Annotated in this window: 21 protein-coding genes and 1 tRNA gene; 10 read left to right on the forward strand and 12 right to left on the reverse strand. The window is 69.8% G+C overall.

Translation table 11 applies throughout. The features are described from left to right. Position 1: 1 nt before the first annotated feature. On the forward strand, positions 2–781 hold the full coding sequence (pgl, locus tag B2W79_RS13620) for a 6-phosphogluconolactonase (protein WP_071329609.1): 780 nt from the start codon (positions 2–4) through the stop codon (positions 779–781). Here the strand turns inward: pgl and B2W79_RS13625 are convergent. Beyond that, positions 775–1,815: a DMT family transporter gene (locus B2W79_RS13625; protein WP_292790313.1), complete on the reverse strand. Its 1,041-nt coding sequence runs from the start codon at positions 1,813–1,815 to the stop codon at positions 775–777. The genes pgl and B2W79_RS13625 overlap by 7 nt on opposite strands. A 61-nt stretch (positions 1,816–1,876) precedes the next feature. On the opposite strand from B2W79_RS13625, the gene def reads away from it, so the two are divergent. Next, positions 1,877–2,443, forward strand: a complete 567-nt coding sequence (gene def / locus B2W79_RS13630) for a peptide deformylase (protein ID WP_083391788.1) — start codon at positions 1,877–1,879, stop codon at positions 2,441–2,443. A gap of 116 nt (positions 2,444–2,559) precedes the next feature. After that, entirely contained in the window at positions 2,560–3,075 is a 516-nt protein-coding gene (locus B2W79_RS13635; protein ID WP_071329492.1) for a hypothetical protein, read from the forward strand. 64 nt (positions 3,076–3,139) lie between these two features. Here B2W79_RS13635 and B2W79_RS13640 read toward each other — a convergent pair whose 3' ends face one another. Then, complete coding sequence (locus B2W79_RS13640; RefSeq protein ID WP_292790240.1) at positions 3,140–4,552, reverse strand: PucR family transcriptional regulator; 1,413 nt, start codon at positions 4,550–4,552, stop codon at positions 3,140–3,142. 114 nt (positions 4,553–4,666) lie between these two features. Between B2W79_RS13640 and B2W79_RS13645 the strand changes: the two genes are divergently transcribed. Both B2W79_RS13645 and B2W79_RS13650 read left to right on the forward strand, forming a co-directional pair. Continuing rightward, a complete protein-coding gene (locus B2W79_RS13645; RefSeq protein ID WP_292790242.1) occupies positions 4,667–5,764 on the forward strand; it encodes a Zn-dependent alcohol dehydrogenase in 1,098 nt (365 codons plus the stop codon). Positions 5,765–5,808: 44 nt separating this feature from the next. Then, positions 5,809–7,245 carry an APC family permease gene (locus tag B2W79_RS13650; protein WP_292790244.1) on the forward strand — a complete coding sequence of 479 codons (1,437 nt, stop codon included), beginning with the start codon at positions 5,809–5,811 and terminating at the stop codon, positions 7,243–7,245. A gap of 118 nt (positions 7,246–7,363) precedes the next feature. Here B2W79_RS13650 and B2W79_RS13655 read toward each other — a convergent pair. From B2W79_RS13655 to dusB, 5 genes are all read right to left on the reverse strand, one after another. Next, positions 7,364–7,439 (reverse strand) — tRNA-Asn (locus tag B2W79_RS13655). 97 nt (positions 7,440–7,536) lie between these two features. Further along, the gene (locus B2W79_RS13660) at positions 7,537–8,310 is read right to left on the reverse strand and encodes an ATP-binding cassette domain-containing protein (RefSeq protein WP_025103667.1); all 774 of its coding nucleotides are present in this window, start codon (positions 8,308–8,310) and stop codon (positions 7,537–7,539) included. A gap of 36 nt (positions 8,311–8,346) precedes the next feature. Continuing rightward, positions 8,347–10,215 (reverse strand): DNA primase, encoded by a 1,869-nt coding sequence (dnaG, locus tag B2W79_RS13665; protein ID WP_071329495.1) that lies wholly within the window; start codon positions 10,213–10,215, stop codon positions 8,347–8,349. Then, positions 10,215–11,600 carry a deoxyguanosinetriphosphate triphosphohydrolase gene (locus B2W79_RS13670; protein WP_292790247.1) on the reverse strand — a complete coding sequence of 462 codons (1,386 nt, stop codon included), beginning with the start codon at positions 11,598–11,600 and terminating at the stop codon, positions 10,215–10,217. The genes dnaG and B2W79_RS13670 overlap by 1 nt, the downstream gene beginning before the upstream one ends. Then, positions 11,590–12,744: a tRNA dihydrouridine synthase DusB gene (dusB, locus tag B2W79_RS13675; protein ID WP_071329497.1), complete on the reverse strand. Its 1,155-nt coding sequence runs from the start codon at positions 12,742–12,744 to the stop codon at positions 11,590–11,592. Before dusB ends, B2W79_RS13670 begins: the two co-directional genes overlap by 11 nt. Positions 12,745–12,803: 59 nt before the next feature. Between dusB and B2W79_RS13680 the strand changes: the two genes are divergently transcribed. Together B2W79_RS13680 and B2W79_RS13685 are read left to right on the forward strand one after the other, a co-directional pair. Further along, positions 12,804–13,298: a glutathione peroxidase gene (locus B2W79_RS13680; protein ID WP_071329498.1), complete on the forward strand. Its 495-nt coding sequence runs from the start codon at positions 12,804–12,806 to the stop codon at positions 13,296–13,298. Positions 13,299–13,441: 143 nt separating this feature from the next. Continuing rightward, positions 13,442–14,638: a metallophosphoesterase family protein gene (locus B2W79_RS13685; protein ID WP_071329499.1), complete on the forward strand. Its 1,197-nt coding sequence runs from the start codon at positions 13,442–13,444 to the stop codon at positions 14,636–14,638. A 64-nt stretch (positions 14,639–14,702) separates the two neighbouring features. Here B2W79_RS13685 and B2W79_RS13690 read toward each other — a convergent pair whose 3' ends face one another. Further along, on the reverse strand, positions 14,703–15,377 hold the full coding sequence (locus tag B2W79_RS13690) for a DsbA family oxidoreductase (protein ID WP_292790249.1): 675 nt from the start codon (positions 15,375–15,377) through the stop codon (positions 14,703–14,705). Positions 15,378–15,429: 52 nt separating this feature from the next. On the opposite strand from B2W79_RS13690, the gene B2W79_RS13695 reads away from it, so the two are divergent. Then, the gene (locus B2W79_RS13695) at positions 15,430–16,038 is read left to right on the forward strand and encodes an AAA family ATPase (protein ID WP_292790251.1); all 609 of its coding nucleotides are present in this window, start codon (positions 15,430–15,432) and stop codon (positions 16,036–16,038) included. Here B2W79_RS13695 and B2W79_RS13700 read toward each other — a convergent pair. Beyond that, entirely contained in the window at positions 15,981–16,781 is an 801-nt protein-coding gene (locus tag B2W79_RS13700) for an isoprenyl transferase (RefSeq protein ID WP_071329502.1), read from the reverse strand. The two genes, B2W79_RS13695 and B2W79_RS13700, sit on opposite strands and share 58 nt — an antisense overlap. Beyond that, entirely contained in the window at positions 16,778–17,521 is a 744-nt protein-coding gene (gene recO, locus B2W79_RS13705) for a DNA repair protein RecO (protein ID WP_292790257.1), read from the reverse strand. The genes B2W79_RS13700 and recO overlap by 4 nt, the downstream gene beginning before the upstream one ends. Before the next feature lie 34 nt (positions 17,522–17,555). On the opposite strand from recO, the gene B2W79_RS13710 reads away from it, so the two are divergent. Further along, positions 17,556–18,248, forward strand: coding sequence for a trimeric intracellular cation channel family protein (locus tag B2W79_RS13710; RefSeq protein WP_071329503.1), 693 nt, complete (start codon positions 17,556–17,558; stop codon positions 18,246–18,248). Positions 18,249–18,314: 66 nt separating this feature from the next. Here the strand turns inward: B2W79_RS13710 and B2W79_RS13715 are convergent, their stop codons facing one another. Further along, on the reverse strand, positions 18,315–19,028 hold the full coding sequence (locus tag B2W79_RS13715) for a TetR/AcrR family transcriptional regulator C-terminal domain-containing protein (RefSeq protein WP_071329504.1): 714 nt from the start codon (positions 19,026–19,028) through the stop codon (positions 18,315–18,317). Between the two features lie 66 nt (positions 19,029–19,094). On the opposite strand from B2W79_RS13715, the gene B2W79_RS13720 reads away from it, so the two are divergent. Then, on the forward strand, positions 19,095–19,475 hold the full coding sequence (locus tag B2W79_RS13720) for a VOC family protein (RefSeq protein ID WP_292790260.1): 381 nt from the start codon (positions 19,095–19,097) through the stop codon (positions 19,473–19,475). 73 nt (positions 19,476–19,548) lie between these two features. Here B2W79_RS13720 and leuA read toward each other — a convergent pair whose 3' ends face one another. Further along, the gene (gene leuA / locus B2W79_RS13725; RefSeq protein WP_292790261.1) at positions 19,549–21,303 is read right to left on the reverse strand and encodes a 2-isopropylmalate synthase; all 1,755 of its coding nucleotides are present in this window, start codon (positions 21,301–21,303) and stop codon (positions 19,549–19,551) included. Between the last annotated feature and the right edge of the window lie 53 nt (positions 21,304–21,356).

The following is a 21,356-nucleotide window of genomic DNA, read 5'->3' on the forward strand; positions in this document are numbered from 1 at the left end:
GATGCCGGGATCGTCCGCAGAGAAGCGGGTCGTGGTCGAGGCCACCCCCGCCGCCCTCGCCCTCCGGGTCGCCGATCGCTTCCTCACCCGTGTCCGCGCGCGGACACGCAACGGCCGTCTGGCTCACGTCGCCCTCACGGGCGGGTCGATGGGCGGTGCGGTCCTGCGCGCCGTCCGGGAGAACCCGCGATCCGCCGAGATCGACTGGTCCCTCGTCCACTTCTGGTGGGGCGACGAGCGATATGTGCCGCGGAACGACCCGGACCGCAACGCCCTCCAGTCCCGGGAGGCACTGCTCGACCACCTCGACGTCCCCGCGGAGAACGTGCACGAGGTCGCTGCCTCGGACAGCGGTCTCGACCTCGATGAGGCCGCCGCCGCATACGCCGCCGAGCTCGCCCGCTTCGGCACCGAGGACCACCCGTGGCCCTCTTTCGCCGTGTGCTTCCTCGGCGTCGGCCCCGACGGCCACATCGCGTCGCTCTTCCCGGACCGGGAAGAGGTCACCGTGACCGATGCGGCGGCACTCCCCGTGCGGGACTCCCCCAAGCCCCCGCCCGAGCGCGTGACCCTGACGCGTCCCGTGCTCAACGCATCTAAGCGGGTGTGGCTGGTTCTGACGGGTGCCGACAAGGCATCGGCGCTCGGCCTCGCTCTCGCCGGCGCCAGCTACACGAGCGTTCCGGCCGCCGGGGCGAAGGGCCGGAAGCGGACGGTGTTCTTCGTCGACGAGGCAGCGGCGTCCGAGGTCTCCCCCGACCTCATCGACCAGGCCTACTGAGCGTCCGGGCCGCGTGTCTCACGCGGGTCAGGCTGCTCCGGCGCGCCCGATGCCGGAGCAGCCGGCGGGGTGGCGGGATCGCTTCCCCGGGTGATGCCGAGCTCCTGGCTCTCGCTGAGCACCTGCGGGTGGAATCGCGCGAGCCCGACGACGCCCCAGACGGCGATGCTGCCGGCGACGCCGAAGATGATGAAGACCCACCACGGAGCCGCCGCGGCCTCACCGAGCACGAGCATGCCGATGAGCACGGCCACCATGGGGTCGACCACCGTCAGACCGGCGATGACGAGGTCCGGCGGACCGGAGCTGTAGGCGGTCTGCACGAAGTACGCGCCGACGGCACCCGCCGAGAGCAACGCGAGCAGGCAGACCGCGGTGATCCACTCGAACTGGCCCGCCTCGATGCGCTTGATGATGACCTTCGCGAGGGTGGCGACGAAACCGTAGAGGATGCCGGCGCCGATGATGTAGAACAGCGCCCGCATCCGGTGCCGGAGGATGAGCCAGCACGCCCCGAGCACGATGATCACGACGAGCAGGATCGCGAGGATGACGAACAGCTCGCGGTCCGTGACCTCCTTCTCCGTGGCGTAGATCGCGGCGAAGAACACGAACAGGAAGATGCCGCCGACACAGGCGATGATCGCGGTGAGCGACTGCCGCGAGGGGGCGTGGCCTGAGATGCGGGCGTTGAGCAGCGTCGTGATGACCAGCGCGATGGCGCCGAGCGGCTGCACCACGATGAGGGGCGCCTTGACGAGGGCGGCGAGCTGGCAGACGATCGCGAGGCCCAGCATGAGCGTCCCGATCACCCAGGACGGGCGGGTGAACAGGCGCTTGAGCTGATCGAAGCTGAGGCCGGCGGCGCCGTCGGAGCCGCTGAGCCGCTCGACCTTCTCCACGCCCCGATGCTGGTACTGCGCGCCGAGCGACATGAACACCGCACCGGCGAGAGCCAGAGGGATTCCCAGGAGCAGGCCGGGGTTCTGGAACGCGCCGACCAACTGGTCGCCGACGTCCTCGACCGTCCCCATCCACACCCCTGCGCTCACAGTACGACCCTACCCGGAGAGTGCCGCCGACTAGGGTTGTGACGTGGCTGTCCTTCCGATTCGCATCATGGGCGATCCCGTCCTGCACTCCCCCGCCTCCCCCGTCGAGGCGATCACCGACGAGATCCGCGCCCTCGTCGCCGACATGTTCGAGACCATGGACGCGGCACCCGGCGTCGGCCTCGCCGCTCCCCAGGTGGGGGTGCCGCTGCGGATCTACACGTACTCCTATGTCGACGACGACGACCAGCCGTGGCGCGGTGTGCTCATCAATCCCGAACTGTGGATGACGCCGATGGAGCCGGGCGCGCCCGACCCCGAGCTGGAGTCCGAGGGCTGCCTGTCGTTCCCCGGCGAGCGGTTCCCGCTGCGTCGGTCCGACCGGGTGCGGGTGACCGCGACGGACCTGGACGGTGACCCGGTCGCGCTGGAGGTGGACGGGTGGCGCGCTCGGATCATGCAGCACGAGTTCGATCATCTGGACGGCGTGCTCTACATCGACCGCCTCTCGGACTCCGACTGGAAAACGACGCAGAAGATCGCGCGCAAGCGCGGCTGGGGGCGTCCGGGGGCCAGCTGGCTCCCCGGCGTGGACGACCTCGAGGGCTGATCGCATTCAGCCCACGCACAGCATCCTTCAAGTTGCGTCATAGACTCCGGGCACTATAGCGTGTTCGCGGCGGGGATATTCAGCATGCCCCGCGTCACGCTCTGAAGGGGAAATCCATGATGAAGTCGCGCACCCGTCGCGCACTCGTGCTCACCGGTTCGGCCGTCGCCGTCTCGCTCGCCCTCACCGGCTGCAGCGCGATCAACAGCATCCTCGGCGGCGGTCGCGCCGACGCCGACCGCGACGAGGAGACCGGCCAGGTCACCGAGAGCGCGAACATCGACGTCTTCTCGGTGAAGCTCGGCGACTGCATGCTCGAGACCGGCTCCGGGATGCTCACCGACGCGAACGTCGTGCCGTGCTCCGAGCCCCACGACGAAGAGGTCTTCTACGAGATCAAGATGGACGACGGCGACTACTCGGAGGATGCCATCAGCGCCGCCTCCGAAGGCTGCATCGGCGACGCGTACACGTCCTTCGTCGGCGTCTCCTACCAGGAATCCGCCCTGGACGTGACCACGCTCACCCCCAGCAAGGACTCGTGGGAGCAGGCCAACGACCGCGTGATCCAGTGCATCATCATCGACCCGGCCGGACAGGTCGAGGGATCGCTCAAGGGCGCCGCGCGCTGATCAGACCGCGTCTTCACGAAGGGCTCCGCCGCGAGGCGGGGCCCTTCGTCGTCCGTGCCACGGCTCAGCCGTCAGCGGCGCGGAGGGCGAGCCACGCCGCGACGCGATCGTCCGGATCGGACAGCGAGAGACCCGTGAGGTCCTCTATCCGTCGGACGCGGGTCGTCAGCGTCTGGCGGTGGATGCGCAGCCGCGCCGCGCTCTCGCTCCACGCCCCGTTGCTCGCGAGGAACACCCGGAGCGTGTCGAGGAGCTCGGCCGGCCGCTCGGCCGCGCGCAGCGGGTCGAGCAGACGCGCGAGGCGCGTGGTCTGATCCGTATCCAGGGCCCCGAGCACGAACGACACCGTCGGGATGGCCTCGTAGCGGACCACGCGTTCACCCCCGGTGCGCGCGGCTTCGCAGGCGTGCCGCGCCTCGTCGATGCTGCGCGCGAGAGCATCGGTGCTTGCCGGTCGGCCGAGGCCGAGATAGAGGGTCGACGCGAAGGTCCTGGCGCGATGCGCGATCTGGTCGGCATGGTCCTCGCGCACGACGCCCTGGACGATTCCCCGCTGCGACGTGAAGACGTGCTCCGCGCCCAGCTCGTCGAGCCAGAGGCCGAGCAGATGCTCGACATCGACACCGCTGGTACGGGAGGCGAGGGCGAACCCCACCAGCACGCGCTCGTGCACGCCCCAGCGGCGGAGCAGGCGAGTGGCCTCCTCCCCTCCCTCGCGCACGGTCTCGAACATCATCGAGCGGCCCAGGCGCTCCAGCTGGCTGCTGTCGCGGGTGCGCATCAGGAGATCGAGCAGCGCCGCGGCCTGCGAGCTCAGTTCCCTACCGCGGCCGGAGCTGTCGTTGCGCGGAGCGGTCACGAGCTGCGCGGTGATGTCCTGGCCAGGACCGACCGGGTGCACCTGCAGGGCACGATGCCGCACCCGCACCGGGCGGCCGACGGCGACGGCGATCGCATCGTCGATGTGCAGGCTCCCGGCACCGGCCGTGGTGATGACGTCGCCGTGCCGATCCAGGAGTACCGCCCACCCGTCGATGCGGTGCGCCAGTTCCGCGATGACGCCGGTGATGCCGCTGCGTCGCGCCGCCAGGGTGAGCACCCGCATCGCCGAGGTGATGGCGCGAGCCTCCGCCGCCTGATCGACGGCAAGGAGCGAGGTCAGCATCGGGACGAGCAGCGGCGGCGGCAGGGGGACCCCGACGATGGCCGTGATCTCCGCGTCCCGCAGGGTTTCGCGAAGACGGGGGCTGTCGGCGCTGGTGACCACCACGGTCTCCCGCAGCGCGGCCCGGCGGTCGCCGTCGACGCCGAGGAGCGCGGCCTCCTCGGCCACGACGAGCGTCGCATGGAGCGGATCCACCGGCGGACCGAAATCGTCGAGGGGAAGGACCGCGTTGACGGGCCGCGCACCGGGAACGGCGCCGGGCAGCAGCTCCGCGCGGAGATAGCGGGCCACGGAGGCGACGTCACGAGCCACCCTCCGATCATACAGATTGTCGAAGGACGGCCATTCGATTCACTCTTCTGTCGGATGCCGAGGCCTTCCGCTCTCTCCTAGCATCGTGCGCATCCCCACTTCCCGAAGGATGTCATGAAAGCTGTTGTCTTCCGCGACCCCCAGTCGCCCATCGAGTTCGTCGACGTCGACCTCGCCCCGCCCCGCGCCGGTGAGGTGCGCGTGCGCATCGCCGCCGCCGGCGTCTGCCACTCCGACCTGCACGTCAAGCGCGGCGAGTGGGATGCCGCCGCTCCCCTGGTCATGGGCCACGAGGGCTCCGGTGTCGTCACCGAACTCGGCGAAGGCGTCACCACCCTCGCCGTCGGCGACCACGTCGTGCTGAGCTGGGTGCCGCCGTGCGGCGAGTGCCGCTACTGCCGCGCCGGTCACGAGGCCCGCTGTCAGAAGGTCGCGACCGTGGTCGCTCCCCTCGGCGTGCTCTTCGACGGCACGTCCCGGCTGAGCCGCGACGGCGAGCAGCTGCACCACTACCTGGGTGTCTCGTCCTTCGCGGAGGAGGTCGTCGTCCCCGCGTCCGGAGCAGTGAAGGTCCGTGACGACGCACCCCTCGACGTCATCGCCGTCGTCGGCTGCGCGGTCGCGACCGGCGTCGGCGCCGTCCTGAACACCGCCGCCGTGGAACCGGGGTCGACCGTCGCCGTCATCGGCTGCGGCGGCGTGGGGCTCAACGTCGTCCAGGGCGCCCGACTCGCTGGCGCCGAGCGCATCGTCGCGATCGACGTGCGGCCGGAGAAGACGCAGATGGCCCTGCAGTTCGGGGCCACAGACCGCATCGACGCCTCCCAGGGCGATGCCGTGGCCCAGCTGCGCGAGCTCATCCCGGACGGCGTCGACTACGCCTTCGACGCGATCGGCCGCACCTCCACGACCGAGCAGTCCATCCAGATTCTCGGGCTCGGTGGCGCCGCCGTCATCGTCGGGCTGCCACCCACGGGAGCACGTGCCTCGTTCGAGCCGCTCGTCCTCGCCGAGGCCGACCAGCGCATCCTCGGCTCGAACTACGGCTCGGTGCGACCGTCGATCGACGTCCCCGCGCTCGTGGACCGCTACATGGACGGACAGCTCAAGATCGACCCGCTGATCTCCGGTCGCCGCCCGCTCTCCGAGGCCGCCGCCGCCCTGGACGACCTCGACGGCGGCTCGGCACTGCGCACCCTCCTCATCCCCTGACCGCCGCGCGCGGCCCATCTCTGAAACCCGAAACCAGGAGAACTATGTCAGACACCGTCGTCGCCCCGCCTGGCGCCCCGCAGGATGCCGGTCTCCGCACCGGCGTCATGAGCGGACCCGAGCTCGCCGCCCAGGCCATCGCCAACATCGCTCCCAGCGCCGTCATCGCCTTCACGGCCGCCGCCATCTTCCTCGGCGCCGGGAACGGCACCATCTACGCCTTCGCACTGGCCATCATCGTGATCCTGTGCGTCGGCTACTGCGTGGTGGTGTTCGCCCGCAAGCACGCCTCCGCGGGCTCGCTGTACACCTATGTGTCGAAGGGCCTCGGCCCGTTCGGCGCCTTCCTCGCCGGCGTGACACTGCTGATCGGCTGCTTCGGCATCGCAGCAGCCTCCCTCAGCGGCTCGGTCAGCTACATGGGACAGTTCCTGAGCATGCTCGGCCTGCCCGCCCAGGGGCTCGGGTGGGACATCGGCCTGGCGATCGTGCTCGGTGGGATGGCGACGCTGTTCACCATCCGCGGGATCCGGCTCTCCGCCCGGGTCTCGCTCGTCCTCGAGCTGCTCTCCGTGGGCATCATCCTCGTGCTGCTCATCGCGGCGCTCGCGTGGGCGGGCCCCTCGGCCTGGGACCCCGCGCAGGTGCTCGCGACCGGCTCGTCGTTCCAGGGCATCGCGTCCGGCATGGTCCTGGGCATCCTGGGCTTCGTCGGCTTCTCCTCTGCAGACGCCCTCGGCCGCGAGGCCAAGGAGCCGTACAAGGCGATCCCCCGCGCCATCATGTGGAGCGCCCTCGGCGTGGGCGTCCTCTACGTCTTCGCCGCCTACACGCAGATCGCGGTCCTCGGCGACGACCTCGCCACCGCCGCGAGCCCGCTGGAGAGCATGTCCGCCCTCATCGGCATGCCGGGCTGGTTCGCGGCCGTGCTCACGTTCGGCGTCTCGGCGTCGTTCTTCGCGGTCGTCGTCGCCCCGCTCAACGTGATCGGCCGCATCGTCTACGTGATGGGCAAGGAAGGCGTCGTCGCGGAGCGCTTCGGCCGCACGCACGAGCAGCACCTCACGCCGCACCGCGTGCTCATCCTCGCCGGCGCCGCGGCGATCACGGTCGACATCGTGTTGCTGGTGGCGGGAGCGGCGACGGGCGACATCCTGGTCTGGGTCAACACCTGGGGCACCTACGGCTACATGGTCGCCTACGCCCTCGTCGCCATCGCCTGCGTGGTCTACACGCAGCGGGCGAAGATGCGGAACGGCCTCGTGAAGGTGTGCGCCACGGTCGCGGTCGTGACGATGGCGTACGTCTTCTTCGCGAACGTGTGGCCCGTTCCTTCCTTCCCCTACAACGTGATCCCGTACGTGTTCCTCGTGACCGTCGCTCTCGCGCTCGCCCGGTACGCCTACCTCGCCCGTCGTCGCCCTGACGTCATCGCCCGGATCGGCAACACCGAGACGAGCGCCATGGAGGGCGTCGGCTGAACCGTCCTCCCCGACAGGAAGAGCCCCTCCGCGTGGAGGGGCTCTTCTTGTGTCCCGGGGCGCAGACGAGCGGTCCGGGAACGAGAGAAGCCCCCTCCGTGGAGGGGGCTTCTCTCGTTGGCTCCCCGGCTTGGACTCGAACCAAGAACCTGCCGGTTAACAGCCGGCTGCTCTGCCAATTGAGCTACCGAGGAATGTGCACCGCGGTGCGGGCAACTCGTCAAGCTTAGCAAACTCGGGACGCTGTTCGTGACACCGGGTCGCCTTCCGTGACCCTCGGGCGTGTCGCGCTCAGCGGCGGGAATCCGACTCCGCGTTCGGCACCCAGAGCAGGTCCTTGCCGACGCCACGCGCGACGACGTGGCCCCCGCGCAGCATGAGCGTCTCGGCGTTCAGCTCCCGGATGAAGTCCGCGTCGTTGGTGACGAGGAGAGCCGCCATCCCCTCCTCCTTGCGGCGCCGGGTGATGGCGTCGAAGACGACCGGTCGCACCTCCAGATCGAGGTTCGCGAGAATCTCGTCGGCGATGAGCACCCGCGGCTCCAGCACGAAGGAACGGGCGATCGCGACCCGCTGGCGCATGCCCGCGCTGAGCTCGTAGGGGAACTTCGCCGCGGTCCCGAGCGGCAGGTGGAGCTCATCCAGGAGCGTCGCCACCCGGATGGAGAGCGCGCGGGTGTTGACGCGCTTCTCCCGGATGAGGATCGGCTCGGCGATGACCTCGTTGACCGTCAGCTGCGGCGGCAGATCCGCCCCGGCGCCCTGCGGCACGAAGCCGGTGCGATAGGTGAGGATGCGATGCTTGCGGCCCGGACGACGGATGTCGATGCCGCACACCTGCGCCCGCCCGCCGACGACGCGCACCGAGGGATCCGTGGAACCTGCAAGCGCGGCGACGAGGGTCGACTTGCCCGAGCCGGTCGGTCCCGCGACGCAGATGAGCCCGCCGGGGGCGAGGGAGAACGTCACGCCGTCGACCGCGCGATTGGGCGTGCCGTGACCGATCCGGTCGATGACCAGATCGGAGCACTCGATCGCGTTCGAGGATTCGGGCGTACGGGGCATATCTCCATCCTGCCGTCTCGTCCGGGACCGTTCCGGTTACGACTCGGCGAAGAACCGCTGGCGCTCCACGTCGATGTCCCGCAGCCGCACCCGCAGCGCGCGCCCGCCGTCGGAGTCCGCGGGGACGCGCTGGACCGCGCCCAGCAGCTCCTGCTTCTCGTGCTCGAGCTGGCGCACGACCAGCCGTCGGGCGAGATCCGTCGCGGACGCCACCGCGCCGGCCTCATCCCGCGCCGGGAACGGCGTCATCAACAGCTCGCCCGCGAGCGAGCGGTACGGCTCGCGCACGCTGTTCACCGCGTCCGTCACCCATCCGGCGCGGCTGCGGTCGGGGGCCGCGGCGACCGCCTCGCGCACCGCATCGAGGCCGGGCGTGCGGAACGGCTCCGCCAGGGCGCGGGTCAGCAACGCGGCATCGATCTGATGACCGTACTGGAGGGCGCCCATGAGCGCGTCGCGCTCCACGGCGACGTCGGGCGAACGGGGCAGGCTGGCGAGCGTCACGGCCGCGACGACCGGTCCGCCCGTGGCGGGATCGACCCGCGGCGAGGCCTCCCGACGCGGCTGAGGAGCGGCGGCCTGCGCACCGCGCGCGGCGCGCTCGACCTCCCCGTGCACCTCGGTCGGGTCCATGCCGAGACGGCGTGCCAGCACCCGCTCGTAGCCGGGGCGCAGGAGGCGATCGCGGATCTCCGCGACGATCGGGGCCGCGGCGCGGAGGGCGCCGACCCGACCCTCGACCGTGGCGAGGTCGAATCCGGCGAGCTTGCGGTCGATCGCGAACTCGAACATCGGCTGCTTCGCGTCCATGAGACCGCGCACCGCCGCGTCACCGCGCTGCAGCCGGAGGTCGCACGGATCGAGGCCGTCCGGTGCGACCGCGACGAATGTCTGCGCGTTGAACCTGTCGTCCTCGGTGAACGCGCGCAGGGCGGCCTTCTGCCCCGCCTCGTCGCCGTCGAAGGTGAACACCACCTCCCCGGACGCGTTGTCGTCGCCCATGACCCGGCGGAGGACCTTGATGTGCTCGGCGCCGAAGGCCGTGCCACAGGTCGCGACCGCGGTCGTCAAGCCCGCGAGGTGGCAGGCCATCACGTCGGTGTAGCCCTCGACGACCACGACCCGGCGGGGGTCGCCGCGAGCGATGTCCCGCTTGGCGAGGTCGAGCCCGTAGAGCACCTGCGCCTTCTTGTAGATCGGGGTCTCGGGGGTGTTGAGGTACTTGGGGCCCTGGTCGTCGTCGAAGAGCTTGCGGGCGCCGAAGCCGATCGTCTGCCCCGACACGTCGCGGATCGGCCAGACGAGGCGGCCGCGGAACCGGTCGTACACACCGCGCTGTCCCGTGGAGACGAGTCCTGCGGTGCTCAGCTCCTCGCGCGTGAAGCCCTGGGCGGTCAGCGCCTTGAGCATGCCGTCCCATCCCCGAGGGGCGAAGCCGACGCCGAAGTGCGCAGCCGCCCCGGCGTCGAAGCCGCGCTCCCCGAGGAACCGGCGGGCCGCCTCCGCATCCGGCGACAGCAGCTGGGACCGGAAGAACTCCGCGGCCGCCGTGTTCGCTGCGTACAGGCGGCTGCGACCACTGGTCTCCGGCGCCGGGCCGCCGTCCTCGTAATGCAGGGTGTAGCCGATGCGGCCCGCGAGCCGCTCGACCGCCTCCGTGAAGCTCACGTGGTCCATCGCGCGGAGGAAGGAGTACACGTCGCCCGACTCCCCGCAGCCGAAGCAGTGGTAGTAGCCGACCTGCTGACGCACGTGGAAGCTGGGGCTCTTCTCGTCGTGGAACGGGCACAGTCCCTTGAGGGACCCCACCCCCGCGGACTTGAGGGCGACGCGCTCCCCCACGATGTCCGCGATGTTGGTGCGGGCTTTGACCTCGTCGACGTCGGCCTGCCGGATGCGGGGCATCAGCGGGCGCCTTCTGCGACGGGCCGCCTCTCGACAGGCGTGCGCGCGCCGGGGCGCGCGTGACGCGGCGTCCAGATGCCGACCTCCGCCGGGTCGATCTCGCCGACCAGCCGGTTGTGCCAGTCGATCGCACTCTGATCGGTCAGGCTCGCGATCTGGTCCACGACCACGCGCGCCCGCTCCGCGTCGCCCTCGGCGGCGACGAAGTCGGCTGCGAACGCGGGCTCCAGCACGTCGGCGCCGGCCGACCACAGGGTGTCCGTCGACCACAGGGCGTCGGCCAGCCGCTTGAGGACCCTCCGCTGCTCCTTGTAGACACCCTTCCTGGCATCGATCGTGACGATCGCCTGCCCCATGATCCCCTTGAGAACCGCGATCTCGACCTCGACGACGCGGGGCACGATCACGTGCGCGTTGTAGCGGACCAGGCGCGTGCCTCCGAAGGCCTCGCGCGTGGCCGAGACAGCCGCGCGGGCGAACCGGCCGATGAGGTCGCTGGTGAGGTTCTTGAGCCGGGCGAGGTCCTGTCGGGAGCGGTCGAAGGACGCGAGCCACATCGGCTGCGAGGCGAGCCGGTAGAGGGCATCGGCGAGCTCGTCACGCGTGAAGTCGTAGCCGACCCACTGCTGGATCCGACTGAGCAGGGCTTCGTGGGCCGCGGGGTCGGCGAGCTGAGCGACGTCGACGTACCCGTTGACGATCGCGTCCTCGAAGTCATGCACCGAGTAGGCGATGTCGTCGGAGAGATCCATGATCTCCGCCTCGATGCAGCGCAGCCGCCCTGGCGCTCCCTCCCGCATCCAACGGAACACCGCCTCGTCCTCCGGGTACACGCCGAACTTGAGCCGGCCCCCGGGGTCGGGGACGGGACTGTCGACGGTCCACGGATACTTGCAGGTCGCGTCGAGACTCGCGCGCGTGAGGTTCAGGCCGACGGAGGCGCCGTCGGCGTCGAGCACCTTCGCCTCGAGCCGGGTGAGGATGCGCAGCGACTGGGCGTTGCCCTCGAAGCCGCCGATGGCCTCGGCCCACTCGTTCAGGGCCCGCTCCCCGTTGTGGCCGAACGGCGGGTGGCCGAGATCGTGGCTCAAGCACGCGGTGTCCACCACGTCCGCAGAGACGCCGAGAGCGGCCGCGAGCTCTCGGCCGACCTGCGCGACCTCGAGCGAGTGGGTCAGGCGATTGCGGGCAAAGTCGGCCGTACTGGCGGGGCTGAGCACCTGCGTCTTCGCGGCGAGCCGCCGCAGAGCCGCGGAGTGCAGCACCCGGGCGCGGTCGCGGGCGAAGTCGTCTCGCTCGGAACGATGGGTCTCCGCGATGAAGCGCTCCGCGTCGCGCGGGTCGTAGCCGTCGGCGCGCGCGCCGACCCGGGGGTCATCCGCCACTGTTCTCGATCTCCGCTCCACGCATCATCTCCGACGCCGACGAGGCGAGCTCGCGCGACTCCAGCCACTTCTCCGGAAGGGCGGTCTTCTTCGGGTGTCCCGCGCGTCCGCGCTGCCCTTCGGCGTCCGCTCCCGGATACGGCGCCGCGCGATCCAGCCGGCCGAGGAGGTCGTCGATCTCCTGCAGGCTCGAAGCCGTCGCGAGGCCGGTGCGGATGTCTCCGCCCACCGGATAGCCCTTGAAGTACCAGGAGACGTGCTTGCGGATGTCGCGGCAGCCGCGGTCCTCGTCCTCGAAGAACTCGACGAGCAGCTCCGCGTGACGGCGGAACGCATCGGCGACGAAGCCCAGGGTCGCGTCGACCGTCTTGCCCTCTCCCCCGAACGCGAGGGCGAGCTGCCCGAACAGCCACGGCCGTCCCAGACACCCGCGGCCGACGACCACGCCGTCGCAATCGGTCTCCGCCATCATCCGCACGGCGTCGTCCGCCGACCAGATGTCGCCGTTGCCGAGCACGGGGATGCTGGTCACGGCCTGCTTGAGCTCGCCGATCGCGCTCCAGTCGGCGTGACCGGAGTAGAACTCGCTCGCGGTCCTGGCGTGCAGAGCCACGGCGGCGGCTCCAGCGTCCTCGGCGGCCCGCCCGGCGTCGAGGAACGTGAGGTGGTCGCGGTCGATGCCCTTGCGCATCTTCACCGTCAACGGGATGTCGCCGGCGGCCTTGACGGCCTGATCGACGATGTCCGAGAAGAGCTTCGACTTCCACGGCAGCGCCGCTCCGCCGCCCTTGCGCGTCACCTTCGGAACCGGGCAGCCGAAGTTGAGGTCGATGTGATCCGCGTGGTCTTCCGCGACGATGATGCGGACGGCCTCGGCGATGGTCTTCGGATCGACGCCGTAGAGCTGGATGGACCGCGGTGTCTCCGACTCGTGGTGCCGGATCAGTCGCATGGTCGTCTCGTTGCGCTCGACCAGCGCACGCGAGGTGATCATCTCGCTGACATAGAGGCCGGCCCCGTACTCCCGGCACAGGCGTCGGAAGGCCGTGTTCGTGATCCCGGCCATCGGCGCGAGGACGACCGGCACGTCGAGGTCGATCGGGCCGATGCGGAGGGGGCGGGCGGGGGCGGTGGCGAGAGTCATGGCGTGTCCATTCTCCCAGACCCGGAGCCGGTGGGGATGCGGCGACCTAAGCTGTGCATATGACCGATCGCGCGCTCCGTTCCATCCCCTTCACAGACGCCCAGGGGCAGGAGAAGACACTGGACGATCTCGGCGCCGACGTGGTGCTCGTGGTGAACGTCGCCTCGAAGTGCGGACTTACCCCGCAGTACGAGCAGCTGGAGGAGCTGCAGCGCCGGTTCGGCGACCGCGGCTTCACCGTGGTCGGCTTCCCCTGCAACCAGTTCTTCGGCCAGGAGCCCGGGTCGGTCGACGAGATCCTCGAGTTTTGCTCCACGACGTACGGCGTCTCCTTCCCGGTGAACGACAAGATCAAGGTCAACGGCAAGAACGCCGCCGAGCTCTACAAGGCTCTCAAGGAGACACCGGACGCGGGCGGCAAGGCCGGCCGCGTCGAGTGGAACTTCGAGAAGTTCCTCGTGCTGCCGGACGGCGACGTGCTCCGCTTCCGGCCGAAGCAGAAGCCCGACGCCCCAGAGATCGTCCAGGCGATCGAGGCCGCGCTCCCCCGCTGAGCATCGTTCACCTCTGCGTCACGCGCGCACCGCGTCCCGGCGCCGTACGCGGCCGCCCGCGTTCACCTTCCGGTCTCCCCGTCGACATGTGGCGTCCCTAGTCTCACCGCGGCGACACGCGCCGAAGACGAAGGAGACCACGCATGCCCGACCGACTGCCCCTCAGCCGGCGAACTGTCCTCACCGCGGGAGCGCTCGGTGCGCTCGGTACCGCCCTCCCCCTCGGCACCGGAGCCGCCGCAGCGACGATCGCCCCGGCGTCGCCGGGTGGCGGGCAGGCGCGGAGCCTGCGCTTCCGCGCGGACGGCACCTTCACGGTGGTGCAGTTCAATGACACGCAGGACGACGAGCTCACCGACCGTCGCACCGTCGAGCTGATGGAGAAGGTGCTCGACCAGGAGAAGCCGGACTTCGTGGTCATCAACGGCGACGTGATCACGGGCGGCTGCGAGACGCGGCTGGCAGTGAAGCAGGCCATCAACAACGTCGTCATGCCGATGGAGTCCCGTCGCATCCCGTGGGCGGTCACCTACGGCAACCACGACGAGGACTCGCTGCCGCAGTCCGGTGTCGACGAAGCCGGGATGCTGAAGATCTACCGGTCGTACGAGTACAACGTGAACGCCGAGAACACCCGCGGCGTGACGGGTACGAGCAACACGATCGTGACGATCGGCTCCGCCGCCAAGAAGAACCGGGAGGCGTTCGCCCTCTGGCTGATGGACTCGGGCCGCTACGCGCCGGACGCCATCGACGGCCAGGACTTCGCCGGTTACCCGGCCTGGGACTGGCTGCGCATGGACCAGGTCGCCTGGTACCGCGACCAGTCGCAACGGCTGGAGCAGCGCAGAGGGCGCAAGGTACCCGGCCTCATGTTCCTCCACATCGCGCTGTGGGAGCACCGCTTCATGTGGTGGGGCGGTGTGGACACCCGAACGGCGGCCGACGCCGCTCGCGGCAAGGCCCGCCACGGCATCGTCGGCGAACGCAACGAGGACGAATGCCCCGGGCCGTTCAACTCGGGGATGTTCAACGCGATCCTCGAACGCGGCGACGTGAAGGGTGTGTTCGTCGGGCACGACCACGTCAACGATTACATGGGCGACTACTACGGCGTGATGCTGGGCTATGCCCCGGGGACCGGCTTCGGCGCCTACGGTCTGGCCGGCGCCGAGCGCAATCGCCTCCGGGGCGGCCGGGTGTTCGAGCTGACGGAGGCCGGCGAGGAGGTCACGATCGCCACGCGCGTCGTCTATGCGCGGGACCTCGGCATCGACCTGACGGCGAACGATCAGCCGATGGAGCCGCTCCCCCTCGGGCCGCGCCAGCAGCGCCTCTGAGCCCGGGCAGCAGAACGGCGGGGACCTCCGACCCGGGGTCCCCGCCGTCGTCTGTCGGTGCGGGTCAGGCCTCGACGGCCGTGCTGCGCTGCGCCCAGAGGTCGCGGATCACGTTCTCGAACGCCGCCGGCGGCTGCGCGCCGCTGATGCCGTACTGGCCGTCGACCACGAAGAACGGCACCCCCTGGATCCCGTAGGCGCGAGCCTGCGCCTGGTCCTGACGGACGTCGGCGAGGTACTGCTCGCTCTCAAGTGCGGCGCGGGCGCGATCGGCATCGAGGCCCACCTCGGCGGCGAGGGCGACGAGGTCGTCGATGCGTCCGACGTGCTTGCCCTCGGTGAAGTAGGCGGACATGAGCCGCTCCTCCATCTCGTGCTGGCGGCCCTCGGCCTTCGCGAAGTGCAGCAGCTCGTGCGCCTTCACCGTGTTCGTGTGCTGCAGCAGGTCGAACCGGTACTGCAGGCCCGCGTTCGCGGCGACGTTCGTGACGTTGGCGAGCATCTGCTCGACCTGCGTGCGCGGCATGCCCTTGTGGCCGGAGAGGAAATCGACCTCATCGCCGTCGAAGTCGACCGGGGTGTCCGGGGAGAGCTCGAACGAGTGGAAGGTGACCGTGACCTGCGGAGCGTCCTCGTCGGCGGAGACCGCTTCCAGACCCTTCTCGAGGTTGCGCTTGCCGATGTAGCACCAGGGGCAGGCGATGTCGGACCAGATGTCGATGGAGATGGGTTCAGTCACACCGGGGACAACCGCTCGGGCGTCCGACGTATTCCGTCAGTAGAATCCTCGGATGCTCTCCGCCGACGATCCGCTGCCCTTCCGGCCCGCACGGGTGCTCGTCGCGGGGGTCACCGGCTCGGGGAAGACGACCCTGTCCCGCCGGCTCGCCGCTCTCTGGGACCTCCGCCACGTGGAGATCGACGGACTGTTCCACGGGCCGGACTGGACCCCGCGGGCGGAGTTCCTCGACGACGTGCGCGCCTTCGCCGCGGAGGAGCGCTGGGTGACCGAGTGGCAGTACACGAGCAAGGGCACCGACGAGATCCTGACCCCGAGAGCGCAGCTCGCGCTCTGGCTCGACTACCCGTACCGCGTGGTGCGGTCGCGTCTGCTCCGGCGCACCCTCAGCCGCAGCATCCTCCGCACCCGGATGTGGAACGGCAACGTCGAGAAGCCGATCTGGCGGATGCTGGGGGCCCCGCCGGAGGAGAGCATCCTGGCCTGGCAGACGGCGACGCTGCACAAGTGGTCCGAACGTTTTCCCGCGGTGCAGGAGCGCTTCCCCCACCTCACGATCGTGCGACTCACGCATCCGCGCGAGACGGAGCGCTGGCTGCGGGCTCAGGCCGAGGTCGGGGTGTCCACCGCGCCGCCGAAGCGCCGGTCCCGGGAGAGGTAGACCCCGATCGCGCGCCAGAGCTCCTCGCGCGAGAAGTCGGGCCACAGGGTGTCGAGGAACACCATCTCGGCGTAGGCCGACTGCCACAGCAGGAAGTTGGAGGTGCGCTGCTCCCCCGAGCTGCGCAGGAACAGGTCCACGTCCGGCATGTCCGGGACGTAGAGGTGACGACGGATCGTCTTCTCGCTGATCGCGTTCGGCTTCACCCGCCCGGCCGCGACATCGGCCGCGATGGCCCGCATCGCGTCGACGAGCTCGACCCGGCCGCCGTAGTTGACGCACATGGTGAGGGTGAGCACGTCGTTGTCGCGGGTGAGCTGCTCGGCGTACTGCAGCTCCTTGATGACGCTCCCCCACAGACGCGGCTTGCGGCCCGCCCACCGCACGCGCACACCCCACTCGTTGAGCTGATCGCGACGGCGGTGCAGCACATCGCGGTTGTACCCCATGAGGAAGCGGACCTCCTCGGGCGACCGGGCCCAGTTCTCGGTGGAGAACGCATAGACGGAGAGGTGCTTCACGCCGGCCTGGATGGCGCCGGCGACGACGTCGAGCAGCACCTCCTCCCCGGCCTTGTGGCCCTCGATACGGTTGAGGCCGCGGCGGTTCGCCCAGCGGCCGTTGCCGTCCATGACGATGGCGACGTGCTCCGGGACGGCCGGGAACGCGGGCGGGTACACGCCGGTCCAGTCGAGCGGCCGGTACGGCACGGCGTCCTTGTGCGTGTAGGGCTTCGGGCTCACCGTGCTCCTTCTCCGGGGGTGGACGACACGTGCGCGAGCGAGCGGATGCCCCGCTCCAGGTGCCACTGGGCGTACGCCGCGACGAGACCCGAGGCGGCGGCGGCGTCGGCGTGCGGGGCCGCGTCGATGAGGTCCCAGTCGCCACGGATCAGCGCACGCAGCAGTGTGAGTGTCTTCTCGGCGATCCGCGGGCTGCCGGCGGGCGCGTCGGCGTGACACACGAGTCCGCCCAGCTGCGCGACGAAGACGGAGTGCGGCCCCGGAGCCCCGCAGCGCGCGCAGTCCTCGAGGGACGGCGCCCACCCGGAGAGGGACATGACCCGCAGCAGGTACGAATCGAGGATGCTGCGCGGGGCGTGCTCGCCGCGGGACAGCGCCCGCAGCCCTCCGACGAGCAGGAGGTACTGCTCCGGGGTGGCCTCGGCGTCGCTGAGGCGGTCGGCGGTCTCGACCATGGCGTTCGCGGCGGTGAACCGATCGTAGTGCGCGGCGATATCCGTGCCGTAGGCCCCGAGCGACTCCGCCTGCTGCACGATGTCGAGCGAGCGGCCTTCGTAGAGCTGCACGTCGGCGACCATGAACGGCTCGAGGCGGGAGCCGAACTTCGACGAGGTGCGACGCACGCCCTTGGCGACCGCGCGCACCTTGCCGTGCCGCCGGGACAGCATCGTGACGATGCGATCCGCCTCACCCAGCTTGTGGGTGCGCAGGATCACCGCTTCGTCTCGGTAGGTGGGCACCCTTCGATTATCCTCCGTGCGCGACAATGGACGCGTGACCGAACCGCTCTTCACCATTCCGCTGTGGGCGGACCTCCTCGGCGTCGGCCTCGGCGGAGTGCAGGGCGCGATGTTCGCCGCCGGATTCCAGGGCCAGCGCCGGCTCGACTGGCTGGGCGTCGCGATCATCGGGATCATGATCGGCATGGGCGGCGGTCTCATCCGCGACATCCTGCTCGGACAGACACCGGCCACCCTGCAGAACCAGTGGTACCTGGTCACCGCAGCCGGTGCGGCCCTGCTCGGCATGCTGCTGGCCGGACTCTTCACGCGGCTCAACACCGCGATCGTGGTGCTCGACGCCGTCGTGATCGGGATGTTCGGCGCTTTCGGCACGAGCAAGGCCCTCGCCTTCGGCATCCCCGAGGTTCCCGCGGTCTTCATCGGAGTCTGCGCCGCGGTCGGCGGGAGCGTGCTCCGCGACATGCTGATGGGCCTGCCGACGGCGATCATGCACGTCGGCTCCCTGTATGCCGTGGCTGCGGCCGCCGGCTGCACGTTCATCGTCGTCGCGAACGCCGTCGGGATGCCCATCCCCCTCGCAGCCGTCATCGGCATCGTCGTGACCGCCGTGATCCGGATCCTCGCAGTGACGTTCGACGTCTCGCTGCCGGAGCAGCGCCGTCTCTACCGCCGCAAGGTCGCCGCGGAGACCGGTGCGATCCCGATCGTGAAGCCCCGGGACTGACTTCGAATCGCGCGATTGGCTCCATCCGGCGGCCGAATACGACCAATCGCGCGATTCGAAAGAGGGTCAGGTGGCGGCGAGCCCGTCGATCACGCGCGCGAGACCGAACTCCCACGCCGTTCGCGCGTCGTAGGGCCCACCCATGGCTTCCCCGGCAGCCTGGCCCACCGATCGAGCGAGCGGCATCTCGTCGCCCAGGTAGGTCGCCAGGCGCGGTGCCGCCTCCGCCCACGATGCCGCGAACGACTCCGCACCCTCCTCATCGCGCATGCGTGCTGCCGCGGAGAGGGTGAAATCCAGCACGAAGGTCAGCGCCGCGTCGCGCTCCACAGCACCGAGACCGAGGCCGTCGAAGGCGTGGAGCTCCCGGTCGTACTTGGCGATGGTGCCAGGGCCGAGCGCGACCCGCGGATCGTGGATGTCGATGAGCCACGGGTGGGTCCGGAGGAGACGCAGGTTGTCCTCGGCGATCGCCCGGACCGCCGCACGCCACCCGGAGTCCTGCACAGGCGCGACGAGCATCCTGGTGTGCATCGCGTCCGCCATCAGGACGAGCAGGTCGGCGCGGCTGTTGACGTGGGTGTAGATCGACATCGGCGTCAGGTCGAGGCTCTGCGCGAGAGACCGGATCGTCACCGCGCCGAGCCCGTCGGCGTCAGCCAACGCGACGGCGCGGTCGACGACGTCATCGGCCGAGTGTCGCGCCTTCGGCCCGCGCTGCGACGCCGGCGGAGCAACGGGGCTGTGCCGCCAGAGCAGATCGACGAGGTTCTTGGCCATCGGGAATAGCCTAGACCGCTCGCGCCTTAACCCTATACGCTGTACAGACTTTCAGAATGGAGAACCGTGAACATCACGCAGACCGCCCTCTCGCTCAACGTCCCCGACGTCGCCGCCTCCGCCGCTTTCGCCATGACCCACTTCGGGTTCGAGGAGGCGATGTCCGCGGAGGGCTTCGTCTCGTTGCAGCATCCAGGGCCGGTCCCCAACGTCATCTTCCTCAAGACGGGACTGTCGACGTTCCGCCCGGAAGAGATCGCCGGATCCGCCGGTCAGGGCACCCTGATCGTCTTCGTCGTCGACGAGATCGAGGAGGAGTTCGCGCGCATCGCCGCTGCGGGCGCTCGCGTGGTGACCGCTCCCGAGACCGAGCCCTGGGGTGAGCGGTACTGCCAGTTCGCCGACCCCAACGGCCTCATCTGGCAGCTGGTGCAATGGATGGACTGATCCCCCACTTCGAATCGCGCGATTGGTCGCATCGGGCGGCCGAATACGACAAATCGCGCGATTCGAAAGAGGGTCAGACGGCGGCCAGCTCCTGCTGACGGCTGCGGATCGAACGGTTCACACCGGACACGATCGCCTTGAGCGATGCGGTCGAGATGTCGCCGTCGATGCCGACGCCCCACAGGCGCTGGTCGCCCACCTGCAGCTCGACGTACGCGGCGGCCTGCGCGTCGCCACCGGCGCTGAGAGCGTGCTCGACGTAGTCGTAGACCGTGATGTCGAAGCCCTGGCCCCGGAGTACCTCCACGAACGCGGCGACCGGACCGTTGCCGTTGCCCGACACGGAGACCTCCTGGTCGTCGTCCCGCAGCACGACGTCGAGCACGACGTCACCGGACATGTCGCTCCGGGTCTGCGTGGCGAGCAGCTCGAACCGGCCCCACTTCGCCTCGGTGTCGACGGCCGGCAGGTACTCGTCGGTGAAGATCGACCAGATCTGCTCGCTGGTGACCTCGCCACCCTCGGCATCCGTCTTGGCCTGCACGACCCCGGAGAACTCGATCTGGAGCTTGCGCGGCAGGTCGATCGCGTGGTCGGACTTGAGCAGGTACGCGACGCCGCCCTTGCCCGACTGGGAGTTCACGCGGATGACGGCCTCGTAGGAGCGACCGAGGTCCTTCGGGTCGACGGGCAGATACGGCACGGCCCATTCGATCTCGTCGACCGTCACGCCCTGTGCCTCGGCCTTGGCGGCCATGGCCTCGAAACCCTTCTTGATGGCGTCCTGGTGCGAGCCGCTGAACGCCGTGAAGACGAGGTCCCCGGCCCACGGGCTGCGCTCGGGCACAGGCAGCTGGTTGCAGTACTCGACCGTGCGCTTGACCTGGTCGATGTCGCTGAAGTCGATCTGCGGGTCGATGCCCTGCGTGAACATGTTGATGCCCAGCGCGACGAGATCGACGTTGCCCGTGCGCTCCCCGTTGCCGAACAGGCACCCTTCGATGCGGTCGGCTCCGGCCATGTACCCCAGCTCGGCCGCGGCGATCGCGGTCCCGCGGTCGTTGTGCGGGTGCAGCGACAGGATCACGTTCTCCCGGTGGGCGAGGTTGCGGCTCATCCACTCGATCGAGTCGGCGTAGACGTTCGGCGTCGCCATCTCGACCGTGGCTGGGAGGTTGATGATGACCTTGCGGTCGGGGGTCGGCTCGAAGACCTCGATGACCTGGTTGCAGACGTCGACCGCGAACTCCAGCTCGGTGCCGGTGTAGCTCTCCGGGGAGTACTCGTAGTACACCTGCGTGTCCGGGATCGTCTTCTCGAACCGACGGCACAGCCGAGCGCCCTCGAGCGCGATGTCGATGATGCCCTGCTTGTCGGTGCGGAACACGACCTCGCGCTGCAGCACGCTCGTGGAGTTGTACAGGTGCACGATGGCCTGCTTGGCACCGGCGATGGCCTCGTAGGTGCGCGCGATCAGATGCTCGCGTGCCTGCGTCAGGACCTGGATCGTGACGTCATCCGGGATGAGGTTCTCCTCGATCAGCTGACGCACGAAGTCGAAGTCGGTCTGACTTGCCGAGGGGAAGCCGACCTCGATCTCCTTGTACCCCATGCTCACGAGCAGCTCGAACATGACGCGCTTGCGCTCGGGGGACATCGGGTCGATCAGGGCCTGGTTGCCGTCGCGGAGGTCGACCGCACACCAGCGCGGGGCCTCGGTGATGCGGGCGTCGGGCCAGGTGCGATCGGGCAGGTGGACGGTGATCTGCTCGTGGAAGGGCCGGTACTTGTGGATCGGCATTGCGGACGGGCGCTGAGTGTTCTGCATGATGGGCTACTTCTCTTCGTCGAAATGGACGGGCCAACACAAGCGCCGCGACG

Source organism: Microbacterium sp. UBA7513 (assembly GCF_002478345.1).
Taxonomy (GTDB): Bacteria; Actinomycetota; Actinomycetes; order Actinomycetales; family Microbacteriaceae; genus Microbacterium.